The 26466-nt window shown below is 64.7% G+C and carries 25 protein-coding genes; 21 read left to right on the top strand and 4 right to left on the bottom strand.

Going from position 1 to position 26466, the window contains the following annotated elements; all coding sequences use genetic code 11:
• Positions 1–56: 56 nt before the first annotated feature.
• Positions 57–290 (bottom strand): DUF5703 family protein, encoded by a 234-nt coding sequence (locus J2S97_RS04595; protein WP_011692010.1) that lies wholly within the window; start codon positions 288–290, stop codon positions 57–59.
• A 39-nt stretch (positions 291–329) separates the two neighbouring features.
• On the opposite strand from J2S97_RS04595, the gene J2S97_RS04590 reads away from it, so the two are divergent.
• Positions 330–596: a hypothetical protein gene (locus J2S97_RS04590; RefSeq protein ID WP_307047041.1), complete on the top strand. Its 267-nt coding sequence runs from the start codon at positions 330–332 to the stop codon at positions 594–596.
• A 38-nt stretch (positions 597–634) separates the two neighbouring features.
• On the opposite strand, the gene J2S97_RS04585 is transcribed toward J2S97_RS04590, so the two are convergent.
• A complete protein-coding gene (locus J2S97_RS04585; protein ID WP_307047039.1) occupies positions 635–1570 on the bottom strand; it encodes an aldo/keto reductase in 936 nt (311 codons plus the stop codon).
• Positions 1571–1622: 52 nt separating this feature from the next.
• Here J2S97_RS04585 and J2S97_RS04580 point away from each other — a divergent pair, with 52 nt between their 5' ends.
• The gene (locus tag J2S97_RS04580; protein ID WP_307047037.1) at positions 1623–2456 is read left to right on the top strand and encodes an undecaprenyl-diphosphate phosphatase; all 834 of its coding nucleotides are present in this window, start codon (positions 1623–1625) and stop codon (positions 2454–2456) included.
• A gap of 15 nt (positions 2457–2471) precedes the next feature.
• The gene (gene mshC, locus J2S97_RS04575; RefSeq protein WP_307047035.1) at positions 2472–3755 is read left to right on the top strand and encodes a cysteine--1-D-myo-inosityl 2-amino-2-deoxy-alpha-D-glucopyranoside ligase; all 1284 of its coding nucleotides are present in this window, start codon (positions 2472–2474) and stop codon (positions 3753–3755) included.
• A 72-nt stretch (positions 3756–3827) separates the two neighbouring features.
• Here the strand turns inward: mshC and J2S97_RS04570 are convergent, their stop codons facing one another.
• Positions 3828–4733 carry a PAC2 family protein gene (locus J2S97_RS04570; RefSeq protein ID WP_305941092.1) on the bottom strand — a complete coding sequence of 302 codons (906 nt, stop codon included), beginning with the start codon at positions 4731–4733 and terminating at the stop codon, positions 3828–3830.
• A 186-nt stretch (positions 4734–4919) separates the two neighbouring features.
• On the opposite strand from J2S97_RS04570, the gene J2S97_RS04565 reads away from it, so the two are divergent.
• From J2S97_RS04565 to J2S97_RS04480, 18 genes are all read left to right on the top strand, one after another.
• Positions 4920–5669, top strand: coding sequence for an HAD family hydrolase (locus J2S97_RS04565; protein ID WP_307047033.1), 750 nt, complete (start codon positions 4920–4922; stop codon positions 5667–5669).
• Complete coding sequence (locus tag J2S97_RS04560; protein ID WP_307047031.1) at positions 5662–6849, top strand: site-2 protease family protein; 1188 nt, start codon at positions 5662–5664, stop codon at positions 6847–6849. The genes J2S97_RS04565 and J2S97_RS04560 overlap by 8 nt, the downstream gene beginning before the upstream one ends.
• A gap of 101 nt (positions 6850–6950) precedes the next feature.
• Positions 6951–8018 (top strand): tRNA (adenine-N1)-methyltransferase, encoded by a 1068-nt coding sequence (locus tag J2S97_RS04555; protein ID WP_104174273.1) that lies wholly within the window; start codon positions 6951–6953, stop codon positions 8016–8018.
• A gap of 82 nt (positions 8019–8100) precedes the next feature.
• Positions 8101–9882 carry a proteasome ATPase gene (arc, locus tag J2S97_RS04550; RefSeq protein ID WP_307047746.1) on the top strand — a complete coding sequence of 594 codons (1782 nt, stop codon included), beginning with the start codon at positions 8101–8103 and terminating at the stop codon, positions 9880–9882.
• A 50-nt stretch (positions 9883–9932) separates the two neighbouring features.
• A complete protein-coding gene (gene dop / locus J2S97_RS04545; protein ID WP_307047029.1) occupies positions 9933–11552 on the top strand; it encodes a depupylase/deamidase Dop in 1620 nt (539 codons plus the stop codon).
• A gap of 83 nt (positions 11553–11635) precedes the next feature.
• The gene (locus tag J2S97_RS04540) at positions 11636–11839 is read left to right on the top strand and encodes a ubiquitin-like protein Pup (RefSeq protein WP_307047027.1); all 204 of its coding nucleotides are present in this window, start codon (positions 11636–11638) and stop codon (positions 11837–11839) included.
• Positions 11840–11924: 85 nt separating this feature from the next.
• Positions 11925–12752 carry a proteasome subunit beta gene (gene prcB / locus J2S97_RS04535; protein WP_307047025.1) on the top strand — a complete coding sequence of 276 codons (828 nt, stop codon included), beginning with the start codon at positions 11925–11927 and terminating at the stop codon, positions 12750–12752.
• A gap of 1 nt (position 12753) precedes the next feature.
• Complete coding sequence (prcA, locus tag J2S97_RS04530; protein ID WP_307047023.1) at positions 12754–13461, top strand: proteasome subunit alpha; 708 nt, start codon at positions 12754–12756, stop codon at positions 13459–13461.
• 1 nt (position 13462) lies between these two features.
• The gene (gene pafA / locus J2S97_RS04525; protein ID WP_307047021.1) at positions 13463–14827 is read left to right on the top strand and encodes a Pup--protein ligase; all 1365 of its coding nucleotides are present in this window, start codon (positions 13463–13465) and stop codon (positions 14825–14827) included.
• Positions 14828–14939: 112 nt separating this feature from the next.
• Positions 14940–15869, top strand: a complete 930-nt coding sequence (locus J2S97_RS04520) for an FKBP-type peptidyl-prolyl cis-trans isomerase (RefSeq protein ID WP_307047019.1) — start codon at positions 14940–14942, stop codon at positions 15867–15869.
• A gap of 30 nt (positions 15870–15899) precedes the next feature.
• Positions 15900–16295 (top strand): FKBP-type peptidyl-prolyl cis-trans isomerase, encoded by a 396-nt coding sequence (locus J2S97_RS04515; protein WP_028269209.1) that lies wholly within the window; start codon positions 15900–15902, stop codon positions 16293–16295.
• A 123-nt stretch (positions 16296–16418) separates the two neighbouring features.
• Positions 16419–18440, top strand: coding sequence for a helix-turn-helix transcriptional regulator (locus J2S97_RS04510; RefSeq protein WP_307047015.1), 2022 nt, complete (start codon positions 16419–16421; stop codon positions 18438–18440).
• Between the two features lie 10 nt (positions 18441–18450).
• Positions 18451–18813: a hypothetical protein gene (locus tag J2S97_RS04505; protein WP_307047013.1), complete on the top strand. Its 363-nt coding sequence runs from the start codon at positions 18451–18453 to the stop codon at positions 18811–18813.
• Between the two features lie 32 nt (positions 18814–18845).
• Entirely contained in the window at positions 18846–19136 is a 291-nt protein-coding gene (tatA, locus tag J2S97_RS04500) for a Sec-independent protein translocase subunit TatA (RefSeq protein ID WP_307047011.1), read from the top strand.
• Positions 19137–19184: 48 nt separating this feature from the next.
• Entirely contained in the window at positions 19185–19979 is a 795-nt protein-coding gene (gene tatC, locus J2S97_RS04495) for a twin-arginine translocase subunit TatC (protein WP_307047008.1), read from the top strand.
• Between the two features lie 24 nt (positions 19980–20003).
• On the top strand, positions 20004–22901 hold the full coding sequence (locus J2S97_RS04490; RefSeq protein WP_307047006.1) for a DEAD/DEAH box helicase: 2898 nt from the start codon (positions 20004–20006) through the stop codon (positions 22899–22901).
• A gap of 86 nt (positions 22902–22987) precedes the next feature.
• Entirely contained in the window at positions 22988–24658 is a 1671-nt protein-coding gene (locus tag J2S97_RS04485) for an amidohydrolase (protein WP_307047004.1), read from the top strand.
• Positions 24659–25079: 421 nt separating this feature from the next.
• The gene (locus J2S97_RS04480) at positions 25080–25820 is read left to right on the top strand and encodes a polyprenol monophosphomannose synthase (RefSeq protein ID WP_307047002.1); all 741 of its coding nucleotides are present in this window, start codon (positions 25080–25082) and stop codon (positions 25818–25820) included.
• A 171-nt stretch (positions 25821–25991) separates the two neighbouring features.
• On the opposite strand, the gene J2S97_RS04475 is transcribed toward J2S97_RS04480, so the two are convergent.
• Complete coding sequence (locus J2S97_RS04475) at positions 25992–26339, bottom strand: RNA polymerase-binding protein RbpA (RefSeq protein ID WP_011692034.1); 348 nt, start codon at positions 26337–26339, stop codon at positions 25992–25994.
• Positions 26340–26466 lie beyond the last annotated feature (127 nt).

Below are 26466 nucleotides of genomic sequence, written 5' to 3'. Positions count from 1 at the left end.
AAGCACAGCGGCAGGCGGGAGCTGCCCGCCAGGCCTCATCAACGGTCCGTCGTCCGCTATACGGTCCGCTGGACCTGGATGACTTTGCGGCGAAGCCAGAAGCGCCTGCCGCCGCCTACGTAGAGGCGGCTGCGTTCCAGCTCCCACTTGCCGTATTCGGAATGTTCAACAAGGCGGCGGCGCGCCTCCGGCAGCGAATCCTCAGGGCCGACCGTCAGTACCAGGTACTCGTACTGCCTCGCGTAGTCCCGCTCCCGCTGGACTGAACTGCTCAGAAAATGTTCTTTCATTGCTCTCCATTTTCGTCCATTTCCGACTAACGTGAAGTCATGAGCATCGATCCGCGTGTCGCGCTTCAGTCCCTGACCACAGCCTTGGAAGAACACCTGATCGCAGCCTCCGCACGGCGGGGCGAGGGAGACCCAACGGTCGAAGCGGCGTTCTTTGCCGTAGCTGATGCTTTCGAAGTCTATGACGATTCACTCTACGAGGCCTATGGCGAGGTTACTCCGCTGGAAGTCATCGACGACGCGGATGGCGACGACGATGAACAGGACGCCGAAGACGAAGAAGACCTGGAAATCGTTGAGGACTGAGTCAAGGACTGACCAGGGTCCGGCGAGGGCCGGACCGCTTACTCCACAGCAGAAACATCTTCCAATGCGCGCGCGATTTCCGCGGGCACCGGTGCCAGCTGCGAGTCCAAAATCTCCTTGAGCTGCACGGGGGACCTGGCACCCACGATCGCCGTGGCCACACCGTGCTGCGACAGCAACCAGCTCAGGGCAACATCGATCGATGACCGGCCGAGTCCGCGCGCAGCCATCGCGACCGCCTCAACGATCCGGGACGACGGTTGCTCCAGGTATGGCTCAACATAGCTGGCCAGCCTCTTCTGCGCCGCCCTGGAATCCGCCGGAATGTGCCCGCGGTACTTGCCGCTCAGCACACCGCGTCCCAGGGGCGCCCACGCAAACAGGCCAAGCCCGGCGTCTTCGATGGCCGGGATGAGTTCGGTTTCGGGCCTGCGCTGCAGCAACGAGTACTCCGACTGGCTTGCGACCAGGGGGAAACCCGCTATGGCGGCGGCCTTGGCGGTCTGCCAGCCAGTGAAGTTCGACACACCCGCATACCGGGCGCGGCCTGTGCGCACTGCAAACTCAAGGGCAGACAGCGTCTCCTCCAAGGGGACGTTGGCATCCCAGGCCTGCGCAAACCAGATGTCGACATAGTCCGTGCCGAGCCGGGCGAGGCTGGCGTCCAAGCCGGACAGCATGCCGTTCCGGGAGGTGTCGACGCTCCGCCGGCCGTCCGACGTCGAGATCCCCGCTTTCGTGGAAATCACCACTTCCGAGCGGGAAACGACGTCACCCAGCATGGCTCCCAGGAGGGCCTCCGCCTGGCCGTCAGCATAGGAGGCGGCGGTATCGATCAGGGTTCCGCCTGCGTCGACGAACGTCCGCAGCAGTTCCGATGCGTCCTGCTCATCGGTCTCCCGTGCCCACGACATGGTGCCCAGGGAGAGTGAGGACACGCGCAACCCACTGTTGCCGACATAACGCTGCTGCATAGCTGTTAGCTTACGGGGATTCACCCTGCTTCATGACGTAGGGTCTATAAACGTGAACTGGTTTGAAGCGGCCCTGCTGGGTCTTGTACAAGGGCTGACTGAATTCCTCCCGATTTCCTCAAGTGCCCACCTGCGCATCGTCGGTTCGTTCCTGCCGAATGCGGCGGACCCGGGAGCGGCGTTTACCGCCATCACCCAGCTCGGAACCGAGACGGCAGTCATCGTCTACTTCTGGCGGGACATTGTGCGCATCATCAAGGCCTGGTCCGGTTCGCTGACGCGGCGAGTGCCGTCGGATGACCCGGATGCCCGCATGGGCTGGCTGGTGATCCTGGGCAGCCTTCCCATCATCGTTCTCGGCCTGATTTTCCAGGACCAGATTGAGTCCGTACTCCGCAGCCTCTGGATCGTTGCCACCATGCTGATCGTCTTCGGCCTGATCCTCGCCGTGGCAGACACGGTGGGCCGCCAGGAACGGGACCTAACGAACCTCACCTACAAGCACGGCATCCTGTACGGCCTGGCGCAGGCCCTGGCGCTCATCCCCGGCGTGTCGCGGTCCGGCGGAACCATCACGGCCGGCCTGCTGATGGGTTACACCCGCGAAGCCGCAGCCCGGTATTCCTTCCTGCTCGCCATTCCCGCAGTGTTTGGCAGCGGCCTCTACCAGCTGTACAAAGTGGTCTCCAAGGACGGCATCACCGGTCCGTACGGCCTGCCGGAAACGGCCCTGGCAACAGTGATCGCCTTCGTGGTGGGCTACGTCATCATCGGATGGTTCCTGAAGTTCGTCTCCACACGCAGCTACCGGCTCTTCGTCTGGTACCGCATTTTCCTGGGCATGGCGTTGTATTTGCTGCTCGGTTTCAATGTCATCAGCGCCTAGCACTAGGCTTGGCCTGTGAAATCCTGGACCTCCCGCCCTGTTCCTCAGCTCCCGGGCCGCATGCCCGCCGTTCGAATTTTCGACACCGTCGAGGGTGCCTACAGCACCCTCGAGGCCGCGGGTGAACAATCACTGTACGTCTGCGGGATCACCCCCTACGACGCTACCCACATGGGTCACGCCGCCAGCTATGTTGCGTTCGACCTGCTGAACCGTGCGTGGCGGGACGGCGGCCAGCGCGTTGCCTACGTCCAGAACGTGACCGACATCGATGACCCCCTTCTCGAGCGCGCGACGGCAACCGGCGTGGACTGGCGCGAGCTGGCTGCAAGCCAAATCGAGCTCTTCCGCACCGACATGGCAGCCCTCAATGTCCTGGCGCCGGACAACTACGTCGGGGCTGTCGAATCCATTCCGGAAATCGTTCCCGCAATCGAGCGGCTCCTGCAGCTTGGCCTGGCCTACCGCGTCGCCGGCACTGCCGGTGAGCCCGACGGCGACGTCTACTACGACGTCGAAGCCGCCGGCAAACAATCCTCCGAGGCCGAGGCCGAGGCATGGACGCTGGGCTCGGTGTCCGGGCTTTCCGAAACCGAAATGCTGGAACTCTTTGCGGAACGCGGCGGCGACCCTGGCCGCGGCGGCAAACGCCAGGCACTGGATCCGCTTCTCTGGCGCGTGGCCCGCGAAGGCGAACCCCGCTGGCCCGGCGGCGAACTGGGGGAGGGCCGGCCCGGCTGGCACATTGAGTGCACGGTCATCGCACAGAAATACCTGCCGGCGCCGTTTACTGTCCAGGGCGGCGGTTCCGACCTTGTTTTCCCGCACCATGAGATGGGTGCCGGCCACGCATATTCGCTGTCCGGCGTTCCGCTGGCCCGGCACTTTGCCCACGCCGGGATGGTCGGGCTCGACGGCGAGAAAATGAGCAAGTCCAAGGGAAACCTGGTCCTGGTGTCCAAACTGCGCGCCGACGGCGAAGAACCCGCGGCCATCCGCCTGGCAATCCTCGCCCACCACTACCGCAGTGACTGGTCCTGGACCGAGGCAGGCTTCGCCGAGGCAAAAGCCAGGCTCGAAGACTGGCGCAGCGCCCTCTCCCTTGCCCCGGAGGGCTCAGCCGCCGCCCTCGTCGCCGAAATGCGGACCGAACTGGCGGATGACCTGAATGCCCCCGGCGCCCTCGCGGCCGTGGACCGCTGGGCCGCCGAAGCGCAGAAGCAGGCGGTGACCGCCTCGCCGATGGACCAGGCACTGGTCAGCGACGCCGTGAACTCCCTGCTCGGCGTCGAACTCTAGCCCGTTGCGGAAAGCCCCGGAGTCCGGCCAACTTCGCCGGACTCCGGGGCTTTCTTTGCACACCCGGCGCCCCTACTGTTTGTCCTTGCCGCGGCGCTTAAGGTAGCGCTCGAACTCGCGGGCAATGGACTCGCCGCTTGCTTCGGGAAGATCGGCGGTGTCCTTCGCTTCCTCCAACTGCCGGACATAGGCAGCGATCTCAGGGTCCTCAGTGGCGAGTTCATCAACTCCGCGCTCCCAGGCATCCGCCTCTTCCGCCAGCTCATGCGTGTCGAGCGGCACCTGCAGCAGCTCCTCAATCCTGTGAAGGAGGGCGAGCTGGGCCTTCGGTGACGGGGCCTGGGCGACGTAGTGGGGGACGGCCGCCCAGAGGGACACTGTGGGCAGGCCCGCAAGCAGTGCCACCTCCGAAAGCACGCCGACAATTCCCACCGGCCCCTCGTACTGTGACGCCTCCAGGTTCATCCGTTCACGCAGGGCGCTGTCGTCCGTCGACGTGCTCACCGGGATGGGGCGGCTGTGGGGCACGTCGGCGAGCAGCGCACCCACCAGGATGACGTAGTCAACGTGCAGGGCCTCGGCATGGACCAGCAGCTCGGCAGTGTAGGCACGCCACTTATAGGACGGCTCCGTGCCCTGGACAAAGATCACGTCCACATTCGCGTCCGGGGCACTGGCCTTATAGATGCGCGTGGACGGCCATTTGATTTTGCGCTCCCCGGACGAAGTCCGGCGTATGGTGGGCCTGGTGAACTGGAAGTCGTAGTATTCGTCGGCATCAATCGAGGCCACTTTCTTGCCGCCCCAAAGTTTGTTCAGGTACCGAAGGGCATCGCTCGCTGCTTCGCCGGCATCGTTCCAGCCTTCAAAAGCGGCGAGCATAACTGTTATGCGCTGGCCTTCGGGCACGGGCTGCAGCAGCCGCTCCGGCTCGGGCGTGGCACCCGGTTCGCTGGTGTCTCCCTCGAAGCTATTCATTTCTTCACCCTACGTCCAAGACCCCGCCGGTTGCATGAAATGAAGCGCCACTAATCTTTGCCGAGCCGCAGCGGCACCGCGGCAACACAGCCGCAACACAGCCGCAACACGGCAGCATCCTGCAGGATATTCGCCAAGGGCGTACTGCATGCCTGCGCCCGATAGCTGCACCGTAGACTTGGATCCATGCAATCCTCAGCCTCCCAGCCACTTCTCAAAGCCGCTTTATGGGACATGGATGGCACCATTGTCGACACCGAACCGTATTGGATCGAAGCCGAGCACGCGCTCGTTGCAGCCCATGGCGGGCAGTGGTCGCACGAGCAGGCCATGCAGTTGGTTGGCCAGTCCCTGGTGTTCTCGGCCGGCATCCTCCAGCAGGCCGGCGTGAAACTTGAGTTACGGGAAATCATCGACACACTCACGGCCCAGGTCATCAGCAAGGTCCGCACGTCCGTTCCGTGGCGGCCGGGGGCGCGCGAATTGCTGGACCAGCTCCACGAGGCTGGCATCCGGTGCGCCCTGGTGACGATGTCCGAAGCGCCGCTGGCACGCGAGATCGTCGCGAGCCTGCCCAAGCCCTATTTCGAGTTCCTGGTTAGCGGGGACACCGTCACCCACGGCAAACCCCATCCCGAGGCCTACCTTAAGGCGGTCGCCCTGCTGCAGCAGGGGGACCCGGACCTCACCATCCACGAATGCGTCGCCCTCGAGGACTCGGCGCCGGGCGTGGCTGCCGCCATGGCGTCCGGAGTGGTGACCGTGGCCATCCCGCACATCGTTCCCCTGCCCGCCGACCCGGCCCGGGCCACGTGGCATTCCCTCGATGGACGGACAGTGGCGGACCTGCAGGAACTGGTGGTACGGCGCAACGAATTCCCGGCAGGGGACTTCGGGCTTGAAGAGGTAGCGGTTCGGAGCCACAGCCTTGACTGAGCCAGCAAGTAGCGGGGACCAGAAGTCCGCCAACGGCCGCCGGGAAGGCATCCCGCTGGGCCGCATCGCCGGCATCCGGGTTGTCCTGGCGTATTCGTGGTTCATCATCGCAGCGTTCACAGTAATCGTGTACGGACCCGTACTGGAGGGTCAGTACCCGGAAATGGGCGTTGCCGCCTACTACGTGGCCTTCGCCTACGCGTTGCTGCTGCTCATCTCGGTACTGGTTCATGAGCTCGCCCACGCTCTGACGGCCAAGATTTTCCACTGGCCCACGGAGAAGATCGTTTTGAACCTGTGGGGCGGGCACACCCAGTTCGAGGGGTTCACCGCCACGCCAGGCCGCTCCGTCCTGGTTGCCCTGGCCGGGCCGGCAGCGAACTTGGTCCTGGCCGGCGCGGGCTGGCTGTTCAATGAAGCGGCCGACCCGACAGGCGTGGTTGGCATCCTGTCCGACATCTTTGTCTGGGCGAACCTGCTGATCGGTATCTTCAACGTCCTTCCGGGCCTTCCCCTCGACGGCGGACGCCTCGTGGAATCCGCCGTCTGGAAGGCCACCGGCAGCCAGGAAAAGGGCACGGTGGCAGCTGGCTGGGCCGGCCGGATCATCGTCATCGCACTGGCCGCCTGGTTCGTCCTGCTTCCGCTGTTGCGGGGTGACCGCCCGGACGTTTCGCTCATGCTCATCACAGTGCTGGTCGGCAGCTTCCTCTGGATGGGGGCCTCCGCCTCCATCCAGCACGGGCGCCTCCGCAGCCGGCTGCACCTGGTTAGCGCCGCTGCACTGGCTGAACCCGCCGTCGGGATACCGGAATCCTCCACGGTGGCCGATATCCGCCAGCTTGCTGCGGACGGCGCAACGGCGATCGTTCTGTTCGGACCGGACGGCCGGCCCGCAGGAATCGTGGACGAGGCCGCTGTCGCTTCCGTTCCGGCCGAAGCCGCAGCGGCAACGCCGGCTACGGCAGTCTCACACGCCCTAAGCGCCGGCGCCTACGTGCCGGAATGGTCCCAGGGCCAGGAGCTGGTGCAGTACCTCGCCCAGCTCGAAGGCCGCGAATACGCAGTGGTCGATCACCACGGGAAAGTGACCGGCCTGCTCCGCCAGTCAGCCGTGGTGACAGCCATTACAGGCAAGGAAATGCGCCGCAGCGGGCGCTCGAAGGTCCGGAACCGGTAGAGTTACCTGCCGGTCGTGAAATATCGGCGCCCGGGCGGCGACTGGTGCCCGGCCCGTCTTGATGCACGGCCACACAGGTTTACAAAAGCGAGGAATATTCCATGAGCAGCGAAACTGCCGCCAACAACATCACGCCCGGCGACACCGCAGACATCGCCGGCACTACCGGCGCACTGCCGGTGGGCGCCGCCCGTCGTCGGGGTCCTTTCCGTGAAGGCGAGCGGGTACAGCTGACCGACGAGCGCGGCCGGATGAACACCATCACCTTGGAGGTCGGCGGGGCATTCCACACGCACCGCGGTTTCCTGAACCACGACGAAATCATCGGCAAAGTGGACGGGTCCGTGGTGATCAACAACGTGGGGCAGCAGTACCAGACCCTCCGTCCGTTGCTCTCGGACTTCGTCCTGTCCATGCCCCGCGGCGCGGCTGTGGTCTACCCCAAGGACGCCGGCCAGATTGTCACGATGGCAGACATCTTCCCCGGCGCCCGCGTCGTGGAGGCCGGCGTTGGTTCCGGTGCGCTGTCGATTTCGCTGCTGCGTGCAGTCGGGGACAACGGCTACCTGCACTCCTTTGAACGGCGCGAGGAATTCGCCGACATTGCCCGCGGCAACGTGGAAACCATCTTCGGCGGACCGCACCCCGCGTGGAAGATTTCCCTCGGCGACTTCCAGGAGGAAGTGGTCCGGAGCGAAGCCCCCGGTTCCGTGGACCGCGTCGTGCTGGACATGCTGGCCCCGTGGGAATGCCTCGACGCCGTGGCCACAGTGCTCGCCCCCGGCGGCGTGTGGATCAACTACGTCGCCACCGTGACCCAGCTGTCCCGGACGGCGGAGGCCATCCGGGCCGACGGCCGCTTTACCGAGCCTGATGCCTGGGAATCCATGGTCCGCGGCTGGCACCTGGAAGGACTGGCCGTGCGGCCGGACCACCGGATGGTCGCCCACACGGGCTTCCTGCTGGTCACACGCAGGCTCGCAGACGGGGTCACCGGCATCTCCGTCAAGCGCCGGCCCTCGAAGACTGACTTCAACGAAGAGGACGTCAACGCCTGGACGCCCGGCGCCGTGGGTGAGCGGCTCGTTTCCGACAAGAAACTCCGCCGCGCTGCCCGCGATGCAATCGCCGGAACCAACGTGAAGGACGACCCGGAGGTTACGAACTAGTCCGTATTTCGGATGTCTCCAGCAGTACCCGGCTTCTTAGGGCTATGGTCTTAATAGAAGCGCAGGAAGGGGCTGATGCATGATGGAGACTCCGAACAACGACTCCTCACGGACACCGGACGAAACCACAGGGGCAGTGGAACCTGAGAACGCCCGCTATGTGGCCAACGAACTCTCAGTTGCGGACCGGCAGGTGAACATCCTCCGGGACAAACTGCGGCACATTGACCGCCAGCTTGCGGCCGCGACGCAGAACAACTCAAAGCTGGTGGGCATGCTGGAAACCGCGAAAGCGGAAATTCTGCGCCTAAAGAACGCCCTGGACCAGGAGGGCCAGCCACCCTACAGCTTTGGCACCATTCTGCAGCTGAATCCCAAACGGCAGCCCACCCCCGGCAACAGCGGACAGGCGGCCACGGAAGAGTCCGTGGACATCTTCAATGCCGGCCGCAAGATGCGGGTCGGGGTGAGCCCGCTGGTGAACATGAACCAGCTTGCCGTCGGCCAGGAAGTCCTCCTCAACGAAGCGCTCCTGGTGGTGGCGGGCCTCGGTTACGAACGCGCCGGCGAACTGGTCACGCTCAAGGAAATGCTGGGCACGGACCGCGCCCTCGTGGTGGGACGTGCGGATGAAGAACGCGTCATCCGCCTTTCCGGGGCCCTGATGTCGGAAAAGCTCCGCGTCGGCGACGCCCTCTCCATCGATTCCCGGACGGGCTACGCCCTGGAGAAGGTTCCGCGCTCCGAAGTGGAGAACCTTGTCCTTGAAGAGGTTCCGGACATCACCTACGAGGACATCGGTGGCCTGGGGCCGCAGATTGAACAGATCCGGGATGCCGTGGAGCTGCCGTTCCTGCATCCTGACCTCTACCGGGAACACGGCCTGAAGGCTCCCAAGGGGATCCTCCTGTATGGCCCTCCGGGGTGCGGCAAGACGCTGATCGCCAAGGCGGTGGCGAATTCCCTCGCCGCCAGGGCCGCCGAGCGCACGGGGAACGTTGACCTGAAGAGCTACTTCCTCAACATCAAAGGCCCGGAACTCCTGGACAAGTACGTCGGCGAAACGGAGCGGCACATCCGGCTGATCTTCTCCCGTGCACGGGAGAAGGCGTCAGACGGCAGCCCCGTGGTGGTGTTCTTCGACGAGATGGATTCGCTGTTCCGCACGCGCGGCACCGGCATCTCCTCCGACGTCGAAACCACAATCGTCCCCCAACTCCTGAGCGAGATCGACGGCGTCGAACGCCTGGACAACGTCATCGTCATCGGTGCGTCGAACCGCGAGGACATGATTGACCCGGCCATCCTGCGCCCGGGCCGGCTGGACGTCAAGGTCAAGATCCAGCGGCCGGATGCAGAGGCTGCCGCCGATATTTTCTACAAGTACGTCACCACGGACCTGCCGTTCCATGAGTCCGACCTCGCGGAGCATGGCGGCGACGTCCAGGCAACCGTCGACGCCATGATCCAGCGCACTGTCGAAGCGATGTACTCCACCGAAAAGTCCAACGAATACCTTGAGGTGACGTACGCCAACGGGGACACGGAAATGCTGTACTTCAAGGACTTCAACTCCGGTGCCGTGGTGCAGAACGTGGTGGACCGTGCCAAGAAGTACGCCATCAAGGACCTGCTGACCACGCAGCAGAAGGGTCTTCGCATAGACCACCTGCTGCGCGCCGTCGTTGACGAGTTCCGCGAACACGAGGACATGCCCAACACCACCAACCCGGATGACTGGGCCCGCATCTCCGGCAAGAAGGGTGAGCGCATCACCTACATCCGCACCATTGTCCAGGGCAAGGCAGGACAGGAGCCCGGCAAATCCATCGAGACAATGCCCAACACGGGCCAGTACCTGTGACGCCGCGCAGCGAAGCGGTACCAGGAGGTCCGCTGCCGGTAGGCGGCGTCATGCGGGTGATGGGATCCGAGACCGAATACGGCATCCACGCGCCGTCGGCTCCGGGTGCCAACGCCACGATGATGTCCGCCCGCGTCATCCAGGCGTACGCCGCGCTGACGCGCCAGCGCGCCGCCGGCGGAGCGGAAACGCGCTGGGATTACACGGACGAGGAACCGCTGCACGATGCCCGGGGCTGGACGCTTGAGCGGAACCAGGCGGACCCCAGCCAGCTGACTGACCAGCCGCCGGTGCTTGACGCCGAGGCCGTGGCGCTGGCTTACGGACGGGAAGAGCTGGAGCAGGACGGCGAGGACGAATCAGGTTCGCTTCTGATGAACATGGTCCTGGGTAACGGCGCACGCCTTTACGTAGACCACGCGCATCCGGAGTACTCGAGCCCGGAAGTCACCAACCCGCGCGACGCCGTCGCCTGGGACGCTGCAGGCGACGTCGTGGCGCTGTCGGCGGTTCGCCGCATGGCCGCCGATCCGCAACTGCCGCCCGTGAACCTCTACAAGAACAACACCGACAACAAATCAGTGTCTTACGGCTCGCACGAAAATTACCTGATGCCGCGGGTGGTGCCCTTCGGCGACATAGTCCGGGGCCTGACTCCGTTCTTCATCACACGCCAGATCATGTGCGGCGCCGGGCGGGTGGGCCTTGGACAGGACAGTTCCCGGCCGGGGTACCAGATCAGCCAACGTGCGGATTTCTTCGAGGCGGAGGTGGGCCTGGAGACCACTATCCGGCGGCCCATCATCAACACCCGGGACGAGCCTCACGCCACGGCGGACAAATACCGCCGGCTGCACGTGATCATCGGGGACGCGAACCTCAGCCAGGCCGCCAATTACCTCAAGTTCGGGACGACGGCCATCGTGCTCAGCCTGATTGAGGCGGGCCTGGCTCCCCGCGTGGAGGTCCACGAACCGGTGGCGGCCCTGCAGGCAGTCAGCCACGACACCTCGCTGACCGCCACCCTTCGGCTCCTTGACGGGCGCCGGGTCACAGCACTGGACCTGCAGTGGATCTATCACGAAGCCGCCGCCAAGCTGGCCCAGGACACCGGCGTGGGCGATGCCGTGGACGGTGACGGGCACACGCACGCCCTTCTGGAACGCTGGGCGTCGACCCTCACGGACCTGGACAGTGACCGCACGGCTGCTGCATCCTCCGTGGAGTGGCTGGCCAAGCTCTCCCTGCTGGAGGGCTACCGGCAGCGCGACGGACTGGAGTGGAACGACGCACGGCTGGGCCTCGTGGACCTCCAATGGGCGGATGTACGTCCGGAAAAGGGCTTGTACCACCGGATGCTTGCCCGTGGACGGATGGACAGGATCGTCGACGACGAAACGATCGCCCGGGCGATGACGGAGCCGCCGTCGGACACACGCGCCTATTTCCGCGGCCACTGCGTCAGCAGCTTCAGCAAGGACGTGGTCGGTGCCAGCTGGGACTCGGTCATCTTCGACGTCCCCGGCCACGGAAGGCTTCAACGGGTGCCTACCCGTGAGCCCTTAAGAGGAACCGAAGCCCTCACCGGAGGCCTGTTTGCCAGGCACAAAGACGCAGGATCCTTCCTGGCCGAACTGCTCGGACAAACTCCACCTCCGCCACCGGCATAAAGCACCCCACCACGGCTTAAGCCGTGGCAATATGGGCTTACAGGATGTCCCCTCTCATCGGGGACGGATAGAAGGAGAAGGAAATGGCAGGCCAGGAGCAGCAGCAGCCGCAGTCGCGGGACAGCGAAATCGAAGACGACGCCCCCGCAACGCCACCCGCATCCGGGGACGCCCAGGCATCGGCAGCCACCCAAGGCGTGGACGATCTCCTGGACGAAATCGACGGCGTCCTAGAGTCCAACGCCGAAGAATTCGTCCGGGCCTTCGTTCAAAAGGGCGGCCAGTAGGACTCACGCTGCCATCGCCTGATTGGAGGACGGCAGCCCGGACGGTCGAAGAGACGTTGACCCACCACGTTGAAGGAGTGCATCAGTGCAGGACACAACAGCCAACCAGGTAGCTGCCAACGCGACGTCATCATTCACTGAGCACCTCCAACGCAACAGGCCCGGATTACTTCCATACAATCAGCCGTTCCCGGCGGCGCCCACCGGCCCCGGCTCACAGCCGCTGCAGGTGCCGCATGCCACCACGATCGTCTCGCTCACTTATGGCGGGGGAGTGCTGATGGCCGGCGACCGACGCGCGACGATGGGGAACATCATCGCGAGCAGGCACATTGAAAAGGTGTTCCCGGCCGACCGCTATTCCGTGCTGGGAATCGCTGGCACCGCGGGCATCGCCATCGACCTCACGCGGCTGTTCCAGGTGGAGCTGGAACACTACGAGAAGATTGAGGGAACACTGCTGAGCCTCGAAGGCAAGGCCAACCGCCTCGGCGCCATGATCCGCGGAAACCTGCCCATGGCCATGCAGGGCCTGGCCGTTGTGCCGCTCTTCGCCGGATTCGACCTGCCTGCGGGCATCGGCCGCCTGTTTTCCTACGACGTCACCGGCGGAAGGTACGAGGAGCAGGAGCACCACGCAGTGGGTTCGGGTTCCATGTTTGCCCGCGGAGCCCTCAAGAAGCTCTGGCGGCCCGGACTTAGCGAGGAAGAGGCGGTGGCCGTTGCCGTTGAAGCCCTCTACGACGCCGCGGATGACGACTCGGCAACCGGCGGACCGGACCCGATCCGGCAGTTGTGGCCGGTTGTCTACACCGTGGGCCGGACCGGCGCCAGGCGCATCCCCGAACACGATCTGGCCGCCGTCGCTGCGGCCATCATCGAGGCCAGAACCACGGCACGGCGGGAGGCCTGATATGACTCAACAGTTTTATGTGTCACCCGAACAGCTGATGAAGGACCGTGCCGATTTCGCACGGAAGGGAATTGCCCGGGGCCGCTCCGTCGTGGTGGTCAGCTGCGAGGAGGGGATCGCCCTCGTTGCGGAGAACCCGTCGCCTTCGTTGCACAAGATCGGCGAAATCTACGACAAAATCGCCTTCGCCGCAGTCGGCAAGTACAACGAGTTCGAAAGCCTCCGGCAGGCGGGAGTACGGTACGCGGATGTCCGTGGCTACTCCTACGACCGGGAAGACGTCACGGCCAGGGGACTGGCCAGCGTCTACGCGCAGAGCCTCGGTGCCGTATTCACCGCAGAGCAGAAACCGTTCGAAGTGGAACTCGCGGTGGTGGAAGTGGGCGACAGTCCGGCGGACGACCACCTGTACAGGCTGACGTTCGACGGTTCGATCGCTGACGAAAAGGGCTTCATTGTAATGGGCGGTCAGGCGGACAAAGTAGCCGAGACCGTGGACGGCGGGTGGCAGCGCGAATTGAACTTCGCCGGTGCAATCAGGCTCGCCATGAAAGGACTTGTCACTGACAAGGAGGCGGGCGAATTGCCGGCGTCCGCCCTTGAAGTGGCAGTACTGGACCGCAATTCGGAAAGCACCCGGGGATCCCGGCGGGCTTTCCGGCGCCTCGGCGACGATGAAATCGCCGCCCTGCTGTCTGAGGAGAACTGATATGGACAAGCGAATTTTCGGCATCGAAACCGAGTTCGGGATCTCTTACTCGAGCCCGGACTCGCGTCCGCTGGCCCCGGAGGAGGTGGCACGGTACCTGTTCCGCAAGGTGGTCAGCTGGGGACGCTCTTCGAATGTGTTCCTGACCAACGGTTCCCGGCTGTACCTCGATGTGGGCTCCCACCCCGAGTACGCGACCGCCGAATGCGACGACCTAGGACAGCTGATCGCCCATGACCGCGCGGGCGAGCTGATCCTGGACGACCTCGTGGACGAGGCCCAGGAAAGGCTGGCCGCCGAGGGGTTCAACGGGACGGTGTACCTGTTCAAGAACAACACTGACTCCGCGGGCAATTCCTACGGCAGCCACGAAAACTACCTCATTCCACGCCGCGGGGAATTCTCCAGGCTGGCGGAAATCCTCATTCCGTTCCTGGTGACGCGGCAGCTGATCGCCGGTGCCGGGAAGATCCTGAAGACCCCGCACGGCGCCACATTCGCGTTCTCCCAGCGTGCTGACCACATCTGGGAAGGCGTTTCCTCCGCAACCACCAGGTCCCGTCCCATCATCAACACCCGGGACGAGCCCCACGCCGATGCGGAGTTCTACCGCCGCCTCCACGTCATCGTGGGCGACTCCAACATGTCCGAAACCACTGCCCTGATGAAGGTCGGCACAGTGGACCTGATCCTTCGGATGATCGAGGCCGGCGTGATCATGCGGGACATGCGGATGGAGAATCCCATCCGCAGCATCCGGGAGATCTCCCACGACCTCAGCGGCAGGGCGCTCATCCGCCTGGCCAACGGCCGGCAGCTGACGGCGCTGGAGATCCAGCGCGAGTACCTGAACAAGGTCACCACATTTGTTGCCGAACACGGCGCACACAATCCGCACGTGCCGGTCATCCTGGACCTGTGGGAACGGACCCTCACCGCCATTGAGAGCGGAGACACCAGCACCATCGACACCGAGATCGACTGGGCCATCAAAAAGAAACTGATGGACAGCTACCGCAAACGGCACGGACTCGGCTTGGATGCGCCGCGGATTGCCCAGCTTGACCTCACCTACCACGACATCTCGCGGACCCGCGGGCTCTATTACCTGCTGCAGTCCAGGGGAGCGGTTCGCCGTGTGGTGGACGACACCGCGGTCAAGGACGCCGTCGATGCGCCACCGCAGACAACCCGGGCAAAACTCCGCGGGGACTTCGTCCGTCGTGCCCAGGAACTGGGCCGTGACTACACGGTGGACTGGGTGCACCTGAAGCTGAACGACCGCGCCCACCAGACCATCCTGTGCAAGGATCCGTTCCGGAACGTGGACGATCGCGTCGATGCCCTCCTGGACTCTATGGGCTGATACCCAGCTTCAGGGGCTATTCTGGATGGGGCCGTTTATGCGGCCACAGACTGCGCTGCCGTGCGCTCCACTGCCGGCAACGCATCCATCTTGCCCCGACGAAAGTTCTTACGTGCGCCGACTACTAGCAATTCTCATTCCCGGACTGCTGCTGATCACCGCCTGCGGCGGTTCGCCTGCAGCCCCGGAGCCCACCAGCCAGTCTGCTGGCGAGACCGCCAAGCTCGACTCTCTGAAGCTTACGGACAACGGAGACAAGAAGGCCCCCGGAGTCGAATTCGACAAACCCCTTGATGTGAAGGAACCCACCGTCAAGGTGGTCAACGAGGGCGACGGAGAGCGCCTCAAGGCGAACCAGATCGCCGACATCTCGATCCTCGCCGTCAGCGGCAAGGACGGCACCACGCTCGAAGACACCTTCGCGAAGGACCCCGAGCCCCTTGAGCTGAACGACGCTCTCAAGACCGGCAACGCCGTAATCTACAACGCCTTCGTAGGCGCCAAAATCGGCTCGCAGCTTGCCCTTGCAGTTCCGGGACAGGCCGCCCAGGAAGGCGCCGAGGCGGGCCCCACGCAGCTTTTGGTGGTCGAGATCCTGGCCGCCAAGGACGCCCCGAAGGTCCTCGATAAGCCTGAAGGCGAAACGGTCACGCCGCCCGCCGGTCTTCCGTCCGTCAAGGAAAACGACAAGGGAATCCCGGAGATCTCCGTCGAAGGTGTCAAGGCACCGACAGCCCTCGTCTCCCAGGACCTGATCAAGGGCACCGGACCCGCCGTCAAGGAAACCGACACGCTGACCGTCAACTACGTCGGAGTCACTCTCAACGGCGGCACCAAGTTTGACTCCAGCTTCGACCGCGGCGAAAAGGCCAGCTTCCCGCTGACCGGCGTCATCAAGGGCTGGACGCAGGGCCTTGCCGGCAAGACCGTGGGCTCGCGTGTCCTCCTGGTCGTCCCGAAGGACCTTGCCTACGGTGATGCCGGCCAGGGCGAGGCCAAGGGCGATCTGGTGTTCGTCGTCGATATCCTCGGCGTCAAGTAAGCCATCCTAATCCAAGAAAAAGGAGCAAACATGTCATTTGGACAGCGCAATTTCGACCGCCAGAAGCCGGAAATTGACTTCCCGGAGGGGGACGTCCCCACCGAGCTGGTCATTACCGACCTCATCGAGGGTGACGGCGCCGAGGCCAAGCCGGGCGACACCGTCTCCACCCACTACGTTGGAGTCGCCTGGTCCACGGGCGAGGAGTTCGACGCCTCGTGGGGCCGCGGAGCTCCCCTGGACTTCCGCGTAGGCGTGGGCCAGGTCATTCAGGGCTGGGACCAGGGCTTGCTGGGCATGAAGGTCGGCGGCCGCCGCCGTCTCGAAATCCCCTCGGAACTCGCCTACGGATCCCGCGGTGCCGGCGGAGCGATCGGCCCCAACGAAGCACTGATCTTCGTTGTGGACCTCGTCGGAGTCCGCTAAGCGGAGCATCGCCCGGCGCCAGCCGGACAAGCTGTAGGGAGCGCGGTAACAATCGGAAGGTAATTTCCGTTTGTTGCCGCGCTTTCGGCGTTAAGCCCCGGTGGCTTTAGTAACGTAGCCAAGGTGTCCGCTTCACGTACTGAACGCCTCCTGAACCTGCTCATCGCGCTGCTCAACACCCGTTACGGGCTGCGGCGCAGTGAACTGCGCCAAAAGGTCTACCACGACACAAGCAGCAGCGAGGCAGCCTTCGGCCGCATGTTCGAGCGGGACAAAAGCGACCTCCGCCAATTCGGCTTTGAAGTCGAGACTGTCATGGACCATGGCTGGAGTTCCGATGACCCGGCCACCACGCGCTACCGGATCGGCAAGGAGTCCAACCGGCTCCCGGATGTCAGCCTCACGTCCGCTGAATGCACGGTCCTCATCCTGGCCGCCCAGCTGTGGGAGCGGGCCGCCCTGGGGTCGGCAGCGCAGGACGCGATGCTCAAGCTGCGGGCAGCCGGCGGGCTTACCGAAGCTGAACTGCCGGCAGGAGTCCAGCCACGGATCAAGCCTGCCGGGCAGGCCTTTGAGGACGTGATCACGGCGATGCATGCCCAGCATCCCGTGAGCTTCACGTACCTTGCCGGCAGCACCGGCCGGGAAGAGGTCCGGACCGTTGAACCGTGGGGCCTGGGCAGCCGCTTTGGCCAGTGGTACCTGGTGGGCTTTGACCGGGGCCGAGCGGCGAGGCGGTTCTTCCGGCTGTCCCGGTTTACGTCTGCCGTAAGCGTCCTCGACAAGGACACTTACGCGCGCCCGGCCGGCTTCAACGTCCGCACCGAACTGGATTCACTTCCGGAGCTGCCGGTCCAGTCAGCACTGGTGGACGTCGCGGCAGGAAAGCTGCTGGGACTGCGCAAGCGCGCCACGGAAGTCCCGGCCACCGAAGTCCTGCCGGACAACGCCCTTGCCCCGGAAGCGCCCGGCAGCGTGCCCGATGGCGGTTGGGACCGGCTCAGCGTCCCGTTCCGGGACGCCGAGGTGCTGGGTGAAGAACTGGCGTCCTACGGTCCGAACGTTGTGGTCTCGGCCCCGCCGGAACTGGCTGCCGCTGTCCGGAGGAGACTGAAGGCCGCCGCGGATTTCGCCGCCTCACCGGCTCCCGCTATCGCTTTTCCGGACACCGTGCCAGCGAAGCGTACGCGCAAACGAACGTCCGAGGACCAGCTCAAAAGGATGCTTCAGCTCGTCCCGTTCCTGGTCCACAACCAAGGCCTGCACATCAGCGAGGTCGCCGCGAGCTTCGGCGTCACGCGGAAGGAACTGGAAGATGACCTGCGGATCCTGATTTGCTCCGGCCTGCCCGAGGGATACCCGGACGACCTCCTGGACATCCAGTGGGAGGACGACCACGTCTTCATCACTCAGGACCTGGACCTCAACCGTCCCGTCCGCTTCACGGTGGACGAGGCCTGTGCCCTGCTGACCGGCCTTGAGACCCTCAACGGCCTGCCCGAGCTCGCGGAGGGGAGCGCGCTGGAGTCCGTTACCGTGAAGCTGATGGCGGCCGCGGGGGAGGAGGGGCTGAAGGCGGGCTCCATTGCCGTCCCGCAGGTGGGCCCGGAGAATTCAGCGAATCTGGCGACGATCCGGCAAGCCATCACGGACGGCGTTCAGCTGCACCTCACCTACTTTTCAGCGCAGCGTGACTCCATGTCCGAGCGGGACGTGGATCCGCTGCGGCTCTACTCCCTGGACAACACCTGGTACTTCGAGGCGCACTGCCACAGCGCCCAAGGGCTTCGGAACTTCCGGCTGGACCGCATTGAGGGACTGGAACCGAACGGACGCAAAGTCACCGAGGCGGCCAGACCCGCCGAAGGGTTCCCCGTCAAGCTGTTCACACCGAACGACGACGACACCCTGGTAACGGTGGAACTGGCACCCCAGGGCGCCGGCCTGGCGGACGACTACTACGCCGAAAGGACGTCACCGCTTCCGGACGGCGGACTGATTGCCGAGATCAGGTTCGGCAGCACAACCTGGCTGCCCATGTTTGTCGCCCAGCATGGCGGCGCCGTCCGCATTCTGGCGCCCGCGGAGGTGGCCGACGCCGCGCACGAATGGGTCATCGCAGCACTGTCCCGTTACGGCGGTTAGACTTCTCAGCATGCCTTGGTGGTCCTGGATCCTTATTTGGATAGCGCTCGTAGCCGTTTCCCTGCTCTTTTATGTGCTGTTGGGGATCCGGCTTTTCCGGCAGTTTATGGCCACAATGAAGGACCTGGGCGCTGCCGGTGAGCGGTTCGGGGCGCCCCTCGCCGACATCACTGACCCGGCCCCGCATCTGGGGAGGGCCGCGGAAGGGCAGCGCGCCGAGCCGGGCTCTGCAGTTTTTGCCTCGCCAATGCAGATGAGACATGATTACATCGCGTCCAAATCCTCCCGCAGGGAAGAGCGCCGCCGGCGCCGCGTTCAGCGCAAAGCGGACCGTGGCCAGCCCCAGGCGCTGCGCGACATCGAATTCAGTTAGACGTAGGATGTATTTCGAGGAAAGGACTTCCAGTGGGACGACTCTTTGATGGCCCTTGGCCCATCGTCATTATTATCATCGTGGCTCTGCTACTCTTTGCCGCGCCCAAACTTCCGGCCATGGCCCGCAGCCTCGGCCAGTCCATGCGGATCATCAAGTCCGAGGTCAAGGAAATGAAAAACGACGGCAAACCCGAGGCCAAGGACGGCTCGGACCCTGTCGAGGGCAAGGTCGTCAACCACCCGCAGTCCCGCCCGCAAAACGGTGATTCCGGCACGGGCAGCGCAGACGGCACCGACGTTCCGCCGTCGAACCGCGTTTGACCTGAAGTGGCACTGACGAAGGGCCGTAAATCCAACCCGGAGGGTCGGATGGCCCTGATGGACCACCTTAAGGAGCTCAAGAACCGGCTCATTAAGTCAGCCATAGGCCTTGTCATCGGCGGCATCGGCGGCTGGATCCTCTACGACCCCGTATTGAGCGCCCTCAAGGAACCTGTTGACCGGATCGCCGAGCACACCGGCGGAACCTCTTCCGTCAACTTTTCGAGCATCGCCTCGCCGTTTGACTTCAAACTGCAACTGTCGCTGCTGATCGGCGCCGTCATCTCGAGTCCCATCTGGATCTACCAGCTGTGGGCTTTCATCACCCCCGGCCTGACCAAGAAGGAAAGGCACTACACGCTCGGCTACATGGCCGCAGCCGTGCCGCTCTTCCTTGCCGGCGTGTGGGTGGGCTGGATGGTGACGCCGCAGGTTGTTCGCGCGCTGACCCAGTTCACGCCCGCCGGGTTCTCCAACCTCATTGATGCCCGTGACTACGTTGATTTCGTCACCCGCATGGTCCTGTTCCTTGGCCTCGCCTTCCTGGTCCCCGTGGTCCTGGTGGGGGTCAATATGGCCGGCATCATACGGGGTGAGACCATCCTGAAGGCATGGCGCATCACGGTCTTCCTGGTCTTCGTGCTTGCCGCCGTTGCTGCGCCGGGCGCGGACGCCCTGTCCATGTTCCTGCTCGCAGGCCCGCTGCTTGCACTCTTTTTCGCCGCCATCGGACTCTGTATCTTCAATGACCGGCGCCGGGACCGGAAGGCCGCGAAGATCGCCGCCGAAACTGATGCGACCGCCGACGTCGCAACCCCCGGCTCCGAACTGGGGAAACTGTAGTCCCAAGCCCAGTAGGCTGGAAGTATGTCCTCCACACCCGGGCCACAGTCGCCGTCCGAACTCTATCGGGCCAGTGCCGAACGGACCGCAGAAGCAAACACGTACCTCGGCGCATTCGTCCGGACGCTGGATTTCGAACTTGACGATTTCCAGCGCCGGGCCTGCAGTTCCCTGCAGCAGGGAAAGGGCGTCCTGGTCGCGGCACCCACGGGAGCCGGGAAAACCATCGTGGGAGAGTTCGCCATCTACCTGGCCCTCCAACGCGGCCTCAAAGCCTTCTACACCACCCCGATCAAAGCCCTGAGCAACCAGAAGTACTCGGAGCTGGCCGCCAAGTACGGCCCGGAAAACGTGGGCCTGCTCACGGGCGACACCAGCATCAATGGCGACGCCCCGGTAGTAGTGATGACAACCGAAGTCCTGCGGAACATGCTCTACGCGGATTCGGACACCCTGGACGACCTTGGCTTCGTGGTCATGGATGAAGTCCACTACCTTGCCGACCGGTTCCGCGGCGCGGTCTGGGAGGAAGTGATCATCCACCTGCCCAGCGAAGTCCAGGTGGCGTCACTAAGCGCCACGGTCTCCAACGCCGAGGAATTCGGTGCCTGGCTGGACACGGTCCGCGGCCACACGGACGTCATCGTTTCCGAGCACCGACCCGTGCCGCTCTGGCAGCACGTCATGGTCGGACGCGAAATCGTTGACCTCTTCGCCGGCGAAACAACGTTTGATGAAATCGCCCCGGCCGGTGAATCCAATCCGGCCGCGACAGCGGAGACAGCCAACGCCGCCCTGGAACGGGGCTTCGAGGTAAACCCCGACCTCCTGGCAATGGCGCGGACTGAAAGCCAGATGAATTCGCGGGCCCGCTTCGGGCATGGCGGACGCAGCCAGCGCCGCCAACAGAGCCAGCGCGGCGGAGACAGCCGCGGATCCCAGGGCGGCCAGCAGAGCCCCGTCCGTAAGGCCAGCCGCCCGCAGGTCATCGCCAGTCTGGACAGGCAGGACCTCCTGCCCTCCATCACGTTCATCTTCTCCCGCGCCGGTTGCGACGCAGCGGTTGCACAGTGCGTCTCTGCCGGCTTGTGGCTGACCACAGAGCGGGAACAGCAGGTCATCGCCCGCCGCGTTGATGAAGCGGCCCAGGACATCCCGTCGGATGACCTTGACGTGCTCGGTTTCTGGAGCTGGCGGGATGGCCTCCTGCGGGGCCTGGCGGCCCACCATGCAGGGATGCTTCCCACGTTCAAGGAAGTAGTGGAGAAACTCTTTGTCGAGGGCCTGGTCAAAGCGGTATTCGCCACCGAAACCCTGGCGCTGGGCGTCAACATGCCGGCGCGTTCAGTGGTGCTCGAAAAGCTGGACAAGTTCAACGGAGAAGCCCACGTCGGCATCACCGCCGGCGAATACACGCAGCTGACAGGCCGGGCGGGCCGCCGCGGCATCGACGTGGAAGGCCACGCAGTGGTGCTGTGGCAGCCGGGAACCGACCCGACCGCCGTGGCCGGCCTGGCGTCCCGGCGGACCTATCCGTTGAATTCCAGTTTCCGTCCCACGTACAACATGAGCATCAACCTGCTGGCGCAGTTCGGCAGGCCGCGGGCGCGGGAAATCCTCGAGTCCTCCTTTGCCCAGTTCCAGGCCGACCGCTCCGTGGTGGGCCTTGCCCGGCAGGTCCGGAGCAGGGAGGAATCCCTGGCCGGTTTCCAGAAATCCATGACGTGCCACCTGGGCGACTTCACCGAATACTCCCGGCTGCGGCGCGAGCTCTCGGACGCGGAAAACGCAGCCTCCCGCAGCACCTCACGGGCCCGCAAGTCCATTACCGAGGACTCACTGAGCAGGCTGCTACCCGGGGACGTGGTGGACGTGCCGACTGGCAGGGCTCCCGGCTTCGCCGTCGTGCTGGGGTCCGATCATAACTCCCGCGAGCCGCGGCCTGCCGTGCTGACCCTCGACAACCAGCTGCGAAGGATTGGCCTCCAGGACCTCGAAGGGCCCATCACCCCGGTCACCCGCATCCGGATACCCAAGTCGTTCAACGCCAAGGTACCGAAGTCGCGCAAGGACCTGGCGTCCTCCGTCCGGAACGCGATCCGGGAAAACCGTCCCCCGTCGCCGGCCAGCAACCGGAATACGGATTTCGGCCGGTCCGCGGCATTGCCCGACCTGGAAAAGAAGATCACCGAACTCCGGCTGGCGCTGCGGTCCCATCCTTGCCACGGCTGCAGCGAACGCGAGGACCATGCCCGCTGGTCCGAACGCTGGTGGAAACTGCGCCGCGAAACGGACGGACTGGTCCGCGAGATCCAGGGGCGGACCAACACCATCGCCAAAACGTTCGACAGGGTCTGCGACCTCCTCTCCAGCTACGGATACCTGGAAACGTCGGAATCGGGGAAGGTGACCATCAATGCCGACGGCCAGAAGCTGCGCCGGATTTACGGGGAAAAGGACCTCCTTATCTCCCAATCCCTGCGGCAGGGCGCGTTCAGCGACCTCGACGCCACGGAAGTGGCCGCACTCGCGAGCGTACTGGTGTACCAGGCGAAGCGGGAGGAACGCGGGCTGCGTCCGAGGATGCCCAGCGTGTCGCTTGAGACCGCCGTCGACATCGTCGTCCGTGAGTGGTCAGTCCTGGAAGACGCGGAGGAAGAGAACAAACTGCCATTGACCGGGGAGCCGGAACTCGGCCTCGTCTGGCCGATTTTCAAATGGGCCAAGGGCCGGCACCTCCAGGAAGTCCTCAGCGGGACCGACCTCGCGGCGGGCGACTTTGTCCGGTGGGTCAAACAGGTCATCGACCTCCTCGACCAGCTGGCGAAGATCCCCGGCCTGGATCCCCGGCTTTCCCGCCTATGCTCGGAGGCCATCATCCTGGTGCGCCGCGGCGTGGTCGCCTACTCCACGGTGGTGTGACCGCACGCCGGTCCCGCCTGCAGAGCACACCACTGCACAAGCACACCATCCTTAACCTTCAAGGCTGCTTAGGAGCACCACACAACATGACTGACGCACGGGCGGACCTGCCGGCCGGAGAACGCAAAGTGACGCTGTACCGCAACGGTTCCGTCTATACCGCTGCCGACCCTTTTGCCACCGCCATGCTGGTGGACGGGGATACCGTGGCCTGGGTCGGTTCAGAGCAGGCGGCAACGTCAATCGCCGATGCATCCATGGACGTCATTGACCTGCACGGCGCCCTGCTGGCCCCGGGTTTTGTTGATTCGCATGTTCACCTGACCGAAACGGGCATCGCCTTGGACTCGCTGCAGCTGGGCGGCGTGCGTTCAGCGGCCGGAATCCTGGACGCCGTAGCCGCCTCCGTAGCGGGTTCGCCCGCTGATGCCACCGTCCTGGGCCATGGCTGGGACGAGAGCGGCTGGGATGACCAGGCCCTGCCCAGCCGTGAGGAACTGGAACGTGCAGCGGGCGGCCGGCGGGTGTACCTTTCGCGCGTGGACGCCCACTCCGCCCTCGTATCGACCTCCCTGGCCGATGCGGCCGCCTTGGCGGGCCAGGACGGCTTCTCTTCCGGCAGTCAGGTCAAACGCCATGCACACACGTCGGCACGGCTTGCGGCGAGGCAGCTGCCGGACAGCGTGCTGCGAAACTGCCAGGGCCGCGCCCTGGCCGAAGCGGCCGCAAACGGATACGTGGCCGTGGCGGAAATGGCAGCACCGCATATCGGCAGCACTGCAGACCTGCGGATCGCAGCAGGCTGGAACAGCCAGGACTCTTCGGGGGACATCGTGCCTGAGGTCCTTCCGTACTGGGGCCAGCTGGCCGGCTCCGCGGAGGATGCACGGGGCATCCTCGATGGCCTGGGAGTCAGCGTGCGCGGCCTTGCCGGCGACCTGAACATTGACGGATCCGTAGGCTCCCGCACCGCCGCCCTGAGGGACGATTACAGCGACGCCCCGGGGGAGCGCGGCAGCCTTTACCTGTCCGTTGACGAAGCGGCAGCCCATTTGGCGGCGTGTTCACTGCTGGGGATCCAGGCCGGGTTCCACGTCATCGGCGACGCCGGCCTCGACGCCGCGCTGGATGCGCTGGACCTGGCAGCGGCGGAAGTGGGGGAGCAGCGGGTTCGGGCAGCCGGCCACCGGTTCGAGCATGTTGAATTGGCCGATGCCGACGCAATCGGCCGGCTGGCGAAGTACTCTGTGACAGTCAGTGTGCAGCCGGGATTCGACGCCGCCTGGGGCGGGCCGGGGCGCCTCTACCAGGAGCGGCTGGGGCACCGGGAGCGGGCAATGAACGCCTTCGCTTCCTTCTACGCCGCCGGCGTCCCCATTTGCTTTGGCAGCGACAGCCCCGTCACACCGCTGAGCCCATGGGCAAGCGTGCGTGCCTGCCTCGAGCACAGCAACCCGGACCAGCGCATCTCGGCGCGTGCCGCGTTCCTGGGCCACACGAGGGCCGGTTGGCGGGCAGCCAAATACAGCAACCCGATGGCGGGCCAGCTGGTCCCGGGCGCACCCGCCAGCTTCGCGGTCTGGGAGGTGGAGGAACTCATGGTGCAGGTTGCCGACGGACGGGTGCAGTCCTGGAGCACGGATCCCCGGGCCCGCACGCCCCTGCTCCCGGCGCTGGACACCGGAAGCGATCCTGTGTGCCTGCAGACTGTACGCGACGGCCAGGAGCTGTTCACAAACGGCTCCCTGCGGTCATAGACCATAAAACCACCGGCGCGCCGTATGCTCCTGACCTGCGGTAATGGCTAAAACCGCACGTCAAACGCGGGTTGACACGGTTGAGGCTGTCCGTAGCATTGTGGCAACGGACGGAATCCACATACACAGGGACTCCGTCTGGCTACGTCACCCTCCAGCAGGAGTCCCAGCCCGGCCCTGCTGGCGGGCCAGACCGTGGCAGTCCCAGGGGCAGGTCCACTTCGCAGCAGAAAACAGTTCCGCCGGTGCACATCGCATCCGGCTGAAACTGGCCCGAGGCGCGTGGACCTGCCCGCGGACGGCCCGTGTGACGCGCCCGGACGGTCCGAACTCCCTATAATGGTGACTTGCGCCTTAAAGCCGGCACTTATGCTCAGCTTCCTGGCGCGTTGACCGCTCCCATCAAGGAAAGGGCCTCGCTGTGCGTGTCCTCACCATCATCCCCACCTACAACGAGCTCGAATCGTTGCCCAAGACACTCGCGCGCCTGCGTGCAGCCGTCCCGGCTTCCGATGTGCTGGTGGTGGACGACAACAGCCCGGACGGCACCGGACAGCTGGCGGACGGCATCGCTGCGCAGGACAGCCAGGTCCACGTACTCCACCGCGAAGGCAAGGCCGGACTGGGAGCCGCCTACATCGCCGGATTCAAGTGGGGCCTGGAAGCCGGATACGACGTCCTGGTGGAAATGGATGCCGACGGTTCACACAAGCCCGAGCAGCTGCAGCAGCTCCTGGATGCCGTTGAAGAGGGCGCAGACCTCGCCATGGGTTCCCGCTGGGTTCCCGGCGGCAGCGTGGTCAACTGGCCTTTGTACCGGCAGGCAATCTCACGGATCGGAAGCACCTACGCCCGGATCATGCTGGGCGTACCGATCAAGGACGTCACCGGCGGCTACCGGGCCTTCCGCCGCACCACCCTGGAGAAGATCAACCTCGACCAGGTGGACTCCGTGGGCTACGGATTCCAGGTGGACCTCGCCTGGCGCGTGGCCAAAATGGGCCTGAAGATTGTGGAACGCCCCATCACCTTCGTGGAGCGCGAACTCGGCGCCTCCAAAATGAGCGGCAACATCGTCGTCGAAGCCATGATCAATGTGACCAAGTGGGGACTCACGGCCCGCTGGAACAAGCTCACGGGCCGGGGCTCAGCCGCGTCCTAGGAAAGCGGGGCCGGTGAGCGGCGTCGCTCACCCACACTGCGCACAGGCGCCCGTCGCCGGAGACTGCAAAGGCCGGGCCCGTAACCTCGAATCGAGGTTACGGGCCCGGCCTTTGCATGTCGGACTTGCACGAGGCCTTCAGGCCGGAACGTGCCGCCGGCGCGTTCCGGACTAAGCCGAGCGCCGTTCGCCGCGCCGTTCGCGCAGGATGGTCAGACGGTCTTCGAGGATCTGTTCGAGCTCAGGCAGTGAGCGGCGTTCCAGGAGCATGTCCCAGTGCGTGCGCACTGCTTTCTCGTTGCTGTTGATGGGGCGTTCGCCGTCAACAAGCAAGGCTTCCTTGCCGGTCTTCGAAACCCACACAGGGGGAATCTCGGCTTCGGAGGAGAAGGTAACGAAGACCTGCTCGCCGTCCTCGCAACGGTACTCAACCCGCTGGCGTGGAGCCGGCTCAACGCCGGATTCGGTCTCCATGCTCTGTGCGCCAAGACGCATGCCCCGGAGGCTGCGATCGCTCATGATTTCTCCCTTTGGTCGGTTCGCGGAGTCAGGCTCCGCGCTAGCCGGGGCAGCTCACGCCACGGACTACTGATTGCACTGCACCGCATCAATAGATGCAACGCTTTGCCAAGGCTTAATGTTCCAG

The sequence above is a fragment of the Arthrobacter oryzae genome, assembly GCF_030812315.1.
Lineage (GTDB): Bacteria > Actinomycetota > Actinomycetes > Actinomycetales > Micrococcaceae > Arthrobacter > Arthrobacter oryzae_B.
This window is presented reverse-complemented; position numbering and strand designations above follow the sequence as displayed.